Source organism: Rhizobium redzepovicii (assembly GCF_019793435.1).
Lineage (GTDB): Bacteria > Pseudomonadota > Alphaproteobacteria > Rhizobiales > Rhizobiaceae > Rhizobium > Rhizobium redzepovicii.
The window spans coordinates 1-286 of record NZ_JAILYH010000111.1 but is presented as its reverse complement, the minus strand read 5'-3'; the positions used below and the strand labels follow the sequence as shown (position 1 = coordinate 286).

Annotated in this window: 1 protein-coding gene; it reads right to left on the bottom strand. The window is 55.6% G+C overall.

The features are described from left to right. A partial coding sequence (locus tag K6N12_RS33820; RefSeq protein WP_222141875.1) for a hypothetical protein occupies positions 1 to 286 on the bottom strand: 286 nt, incomplete at both ends.

Genomic DNA, 286 nt, shown 5'->3' with positions numbered 1-286 from the left:
GCAGGGAGAACGACATTTACCTTTTCCAGCAATAGGGTGGAGATGGATCGAGCAATAGATGCCAGTCGTTCTTGAAAAAGCACCAAATCGTTGAGGGAGAATCCGTTTTTACGCGGCCACGTGCAGCCGCCAACCCAGATGAGACGATCCCCAGTGCCGGGGGCGACATCGAATGTGCACGTCGCCAGTCTTCCTTCAAAACGTGACGTTTGGCCAGCATCCCAAGAGGCGACGGCTGTCGCATCTGAGGTGTAGACAGATACGGATGCGGGAAGAGCCTCGGGTG